Here is a 4,923-nt window from a genome sequence, read left to right as displayed (position 1 = left end):
GCGCTCGGGCGCCGGGGCCAGTGGGGCGCCCTCGCTCAGGGCCGCATCCTGGTCGGGGGGCGCAAGCCCTGGCTCGCTCCGCGTTTCCCGGCTCTCTTCAAGGCGCCCTGAGCACAACGGGCCGCGGCGGCCGGACGGTGACCGGCCGCCTGCGGTCGTACGGGCCTGGTGATCACCCGGGCTCGGGAGCGGTGACGGCCGGGGCGGCGCCGAGGACACCGAGGAGGGTCTCGCGGTGGAGGGACTTTGCTGCCCAGGAGCCGAACACCAGGTATGTGGGAGACATCACCTGTCTCCCGATCGGCGACGGTCAATTCCTTTATCTGGCGGCGGTGTTGGACCTGTGCTCGAAACGCCTGACGGGCTGGTCGATCGCCGACCACATGCGGACCTCGCTGGTCACCGGCGTTCTCAGGGCCGCAGCGAGGGCCCTCGGTGGGGACGGTCTGCGCGGGGCGATATTTCACAGCGACAACGGGGCGCAAGGTGGATTCAACTGGTCGTCGCAACACCCTGATCTCGGAGGTGTGCGACGTGGCTACGGCGGACTGGAGTTTGAAGACCAGCGATGTCCCGGAGGGGCGGCGTCGGCAGTGGCGCGCTGACCGTGCGTTGCGGCCGGCGAGGCCCGCCTCGCGGTCTTCCGTTGAACGAGCCGCTACAACACCCGCCGACGGCACTCCCGCCTCGGCCAGATCAGCCCCATCACCTACGAACAGCGATCAACTACGCTGACCACCGCCGCATGACAACCGGTGTCCACGATCACGGGGAAGCCCCCCTCGAGTCGTCCGGGGGCGTGGAAGGGTGCTCAAAGGATGGCCGGCGCCGACCACTGCCGGCAGCTCCATCGAGTACCGACGCCGCCGAACAAGCCGCGCTGTCACGGAACGTGAGCCGCTGCCCTGGCGTGCCGATCAAGGTCACCCTCGTACGGTGAAGGCGACCGTCTGCGGGGCGGTGGGAGGGGCGTGGTCGGGCCAGAGCGTGTCGATGATGGTGTCCATGCTCACGACCCGGTTGCGGTGGGTAGCCAGCAATGCGAACAGGAGTACCGCGCGTCCCTTGGGGATGCCGGGCGGCTTGTCGGGCTGTGACCCGAGGAGCTCCAAGGTCCCGATGAGCCGCAGTCGGACGGGCTCGCCCAGCATGAGTGCGGTCGTGCAGGACGGCATACAGGTGGTGCTCTTTCGTGGCGCGAGGCGAACGACGGGCAGCCAGCCTCGCCGCACCGCGGGCCTGCCCGCCAGCGGCTTGCGGGACGGCAACCCCTCGGTTCGGGCCCTGGCCACACCGCTCACCCTGCCTTCAGGTCACCTTCGATGCGGCATACGCGTCGCGCGTCTTCTTGATCACCTTGGGGAACGACACGTCATCGACCGCCCAGGCATCCGGGCCGATCTGCGGCACCATCCAGCGCTTTGGGCAAGCAGGCCAACTGCCAGGTCGCAGTGAGCGTGCACGCGGTCTCCGACACCGCGTCCTGTCCGCTGCAGCGGCGGTTGTTCGTGCCCGAGGAACCTGCCACCGCCCCCTGCCCAGAACAGCCACCACCAGCCCAGACCCAAGAGCCAGAACAACCTAACGGAGTCCTACTAGTGCTGTGCCCGCATAGGTTCACCGGTTTGGCACGAAGATCGGACGTTATCCCGTTGCTGTTGCTTCCGTCAGTACGGCAGGGTCTGCGTCATGCTTGAACTACGCACTTTGGAATCAGACGACTGGCCGATCTGGCGGGAACTGCGGCAGGCAGCCCTGGCAGAGGCCCCCTACGCGTTCGGGTCGACGCTTGCCCAGTGGCAGGGAGCCGGTGATCGCGAAGACCGCTGGCGTGCCCGTCTGGAGATTCCCGGCGCACACAATGTCGTTGCGGTGGTTGACGGTCGTCCTGCGGGGATGGCCAGCGGCGTTCCAGTTGAGCATGCAGAAGACAACGTTGAGCTGATCTCGATGTGGGTCAGTCCCGCGGCCCGGGGCAGAGGGGTCGGCGACTGCCTGATCCGGGAGGTTGCACGGTGGGCTGCAGAGCGAGGTGCCAAGTCTCTGCGTTTGTCTGTGATGCCGGACAATAAAAGGGCTGCCGCTCTCTACGAGCGCCACGGGTTCACGGACACCGGTGTGCCGGGTGACCCTCTGCCTGATGGCACGGGCAGCGAACAGGTCATGGCCAAGGACCTGACGAACAGCTAGGTAGATCACCGGCTCGCTTGGTCATGCAACCACGGCGAGCGGGCGTCCACCCCAGCGGATGCCCTTCTCGCTGCGGATGCGAGCGCGCTCGCGGCGTTCGGCGGCCAAGACGTCGCGGTGGCGGGCGTTGGCGTTGCGCCAGCGCAGGTAGGCGTGCAGGGCACGGGTTTGCACCGGGTGGTTCGAGTTGGCGATGGTGAACTGCCGCAGCGGCCCGAAGTGGGCCCCGATCGGGTTGGCCCAAGAGGCGTAGGTCGGGGTAAAGCACAGCTCGACCCGGTGCTTCTTTGCCCAGACGCGGATCTTCTCTCCTTTGTGGGCGGACAGGTTGTCCATGATCACGTAGATCGGGGCGCCGTCGGGGCGGGCGACGCGGATCGACTTCAGCGCGGCCAGGGTGTTCGCGGTGCCCTTCTTGCCGCGGTTGACGCCCCAGAGCGTGTCGTCGCCGATCGAGTAGCAGCCATGGAAGTACCGCACCCCGTGGGTGCGGTGGTAGGTCGCGGGGTGCCGCTCGGGGTGGCCGGATGCTGCCCATCCCGAGCCGCCGGTGGGCCGGATCCCGAGCGGGCCGAACTCGTCGAAGGCGAAGACACGGTCGGGAAAGTACTCGATGCGGTCGAGCTTGGCGTCGCGCTCGGGGTCCGGTGACTCCTTCCAGGTCTTGGTGCGCTGGAAGGTGACGCTGCGTCGGGTGAGCAGGCACCGTAACGCCTCGCGGCCGATGCGGATCACCCGCCCGTGAACCCGGTGCAGGTAGAGGACGAGCTTCCGGATCGACCAGCGGGTGAAGGGCTGGCCGAGCTTGGCCGGTCGGGTGGTGGCCGTCGCGACGACGAAGTCCTCGTCGTCAGGACTGAGCTGGCGGGGACGGTCTCCCGCCCGGCGAGGGTCCAGGCCGGCCAGACCGATCTCGTTGAACCGGTGGATCACATCGCGCACCGTGTCCTCGTCGGCCGCCACCAGCTGGGCGATGACCGGGACACGGTTCCCGCCGGCGGAGGCCAGCAGCATCATCGCGCGCCGATAGCGCACCGAGCTGGTGCTGCCCCGCCGCACGATCTGCTGCAATTTCTGCCCCTCCCGATCGGTCAGTCTGCACACACGGACAGGCTCGGCCACCGCACCTCCACCGGACGGATCGGACGTCACCGCCCATCCAACCGCCCCGACCAGCAAACCGGCGAACCTATGCGGTCACAGCACTAGTAGGACTCCGTTAGGTTGTTCTGGCTCTTGGGTCTGGGCTGGTGGTGGCTGTTCTGGGTAGGGGGCGGTGGCAGGTGGTGCAGGTGCCGGTCCAGCAGTTCAGCAGGTCTTGGATGGCGTCGAGGGTCTGGTAGAGGGTGAGTCCGCTGTATCGGCTTTTGGGGCCAGGCGCTGTTCGGTGAGGAAGGCGTGGGCGGCGGTGACCAGGGTGACGTGGTGATGCCATCCGGTCCAGGAGCGTCCCTCGAAGTGGTCGAGGCCGAGGCCGTGCTTGAGTTCCCGGTAGTCGTGCTCGATGCGCCAGCGGATTTTGGCCAGGCGGACCAGTTCGGCGATCGGGGTGCCGGCGGGCAGGTCAGCGAGCCAGTAGTCGGTGGGTGCTTCGGCGCCGTCTGGCCATTCGGCCAGCAGCGTCACTTCGGGCAGGACGCCGTCCCAGTGGCCGTGTTCGGCGGTGGCGGCGGCCTGGGCCAGGCGGCGGGCCCTGACTCCGGCGGGCCGCACCCGCAACTCCAGGAAGTGCGAGCGCATCGGCCCGCGGGAGCCTTGACGCCAGGTGACCTCGGTGAACGCCTGCCGCCCCTGGCCGGCCGCGAGCGCGGACACCGGGGGCGGCTTGTGCCGGTAGCGGGGCTGCGGCTTGCGGCCGTTGCCCGACCACGGCGGCGTGTGGGGCTCGGCGCCGTGCGGGTGGACGGTGACGTCCGAACGGACCGCCACGACATAGCCGATGCCCCGCTCGCTCAGGCCGTCGCGGAAGTCGGCGTTCTGCCCGTAACCGGCGTCGGCCACCACCACCGGCGGCACCAGACCCCACCCGGCCAGTTCGTCGATGGTGTCCAGGGCCAGGCGCCACTTCTCCCGGTGCCCGACCTCCTGCGGTATCCCGGTCTTCTGCCGCCGTCCGGCATCGTGCGCCCACTCCTGGGGCACGAACAACCGCCACTGCAGCGGACAGGACGCGGTGTCGGAGACCGCGTGCACGCTCACCGCGACCTGGCAGTTGGCCTGCTTGCCCAAAGCGCCGCAGTACTGGGGCGCGACCGCCACCGACATGTTCCCGTCCTTGGGGAACGACACGTCATCGACCGCCCAGGCATCCGGGCCGATCTGCGGCACCATTCGTTCCGCGATCCGCCGCCGCACCGGCAGCGGATCCCAGGTCGACTGGTTCACGAACTGCTGCAGGTTCTGCTCGTTGCCGTCCGGCAGCCGCTCCGCCATGGCCTGGATGGACTTGCGCCGCCCGTCCAGCATCAGTCCCCGCAGATAGCAGTCACTCTTCGCCCGCTGATCCTTGCGCGGCACCGACGCGAACACGTCAGCCACGAATAACGCCAACTTCGCCCGGGCACGGTTCACTTCATGTGCGTCCACACCTCCAACATGCCCCCAAACAGGACCAAGAGGAAGACCTAACGGAGTCCTACTAGCCTCGCCGTTTCACTTGGGGATGGCTGGTTCTGGGGCGGAAATACGAAAGTGCCTTCCTGACCTGGGACGATGAACCTTGCTGAGGGGTTC

General features: G+C 68.2%; 4 protein-coding genes and 3 pseudogenes. 4 read left to right on the top strand and 3 right to left on the bottom strand.

What is annotated here, in order from left to right; all coding sequences use genetic code 11:
* Both ABZ656_RS56485 and ABZ656_RS56480 read left to right on the top strand, forming a co-directional pair.
* Positions 1-111, top strand: a pseudogene (locus ABZ656_RS56485) (sterol-binding protein); the annotation flags it as partial.
* A 164-nt stretch (positions 112-275) separates the two neighbouring features.
* Positions 276-425, top strand: a pseudogene (locus ABZ656_RS56480) (DDE-type integrase/transposase/recombinase); the annotation flags it as partial.
* A gap of 498 nt (positions 426-923) precedes the next feature.
* Here the strand turns inward: ABZ656_RS56480 and ABZ656_RS56475 are convergent.
* Positions 924-1,292, bottom strand: coding sequence for a hypothetical protein (locus ABZ656_RS56475; RefSeq protein WP_360280311.1), 369 nt, complete (start codon positions 1,290-1,292; stop codon positions 924-926).
* 126 nt (positions 1,293-1,418) lie between these two features.
* On the opposite strand from ABZ656_RS56475, the pseudogene ABZ656_RS56470 reads away from it, so the two are divergent.
* Positions 1,419-1,526 (top strand): annotated as a pseudogene (locus ABZ656_RS56470) (transposase); the annotation flags it as partial.
* Positions 1,527-1,689: 163 nt separating this feature from the next.
* Complete coding sequence (locus ABZ656_RS56465; RefSeq protein WP_101403510.1) at positions 1,690-2,190, top strand: GNAT family N-acetyltransferase; 501 nt, start codon at positions 1,690-1,692, stop codon at positions 2,188-2,190.
* Between the two features lie 21 nt (positions 2,191-2,211).
* On the opposite strand, the gene ABZ656_RS56460 is transcribed toward ABZ656_RS56465, so the two are convergent.
* Both ABZ656_RS56460 and ABZ656_RS56455 read right to left on the bottom strand, forming a co-directional pair.
* Positions 2,212-3,312 (bottom strand): IS630 family transposase, encoded by a 1,101-nt coding sequence (locus tag ABZ656_RS56460; RefSeq protein WP_360280307.1) that lies wholly within the window; start codon positions 3,310-3,312, stop codon positions 2,212-2,214.
* Between the two features lie 186 nt (positions 3,313-3,498).
* The gene (locus tag ABZ656_RS56455) at positions 3,499-4,776 is read right to left on the bottom strand and encodes an IS701 family transposase (protein ID WP_101403300.1); all 1,278 of its coding nucleotides are present in this window, start codon (positions 4,774-4,776) and stop codon (positions 3,499-3,501) included.
* Positions 4,777-4,923 lie beyond the last annotated feature (147 nt).

This window comes from Streptomyces sp. NPDC007095 (assembly GCF_040634475.1).
Taxonomy (GTDB): domain Bacteria; phylum Actinomycetota; class Actinomycetes; order Streptomycetales; family Streptomycetaceae; genus Streptomyces.
The sequence above is the reverse complement of the archived record's forward strand: the minus strand, read 5'-3'. Positions and strand labels throughout refer to the sequence as shown.

What these genes read in the sequence shown, in the direction of transcription:
- ABZ656_RS56465 (WP_101403510.1), top strand. Translation starts at nt 1,690, where the DNA reads ATGCTTGAACTACGCACTTTGGAATCAGACGACTGGCCGATCTGGCGG.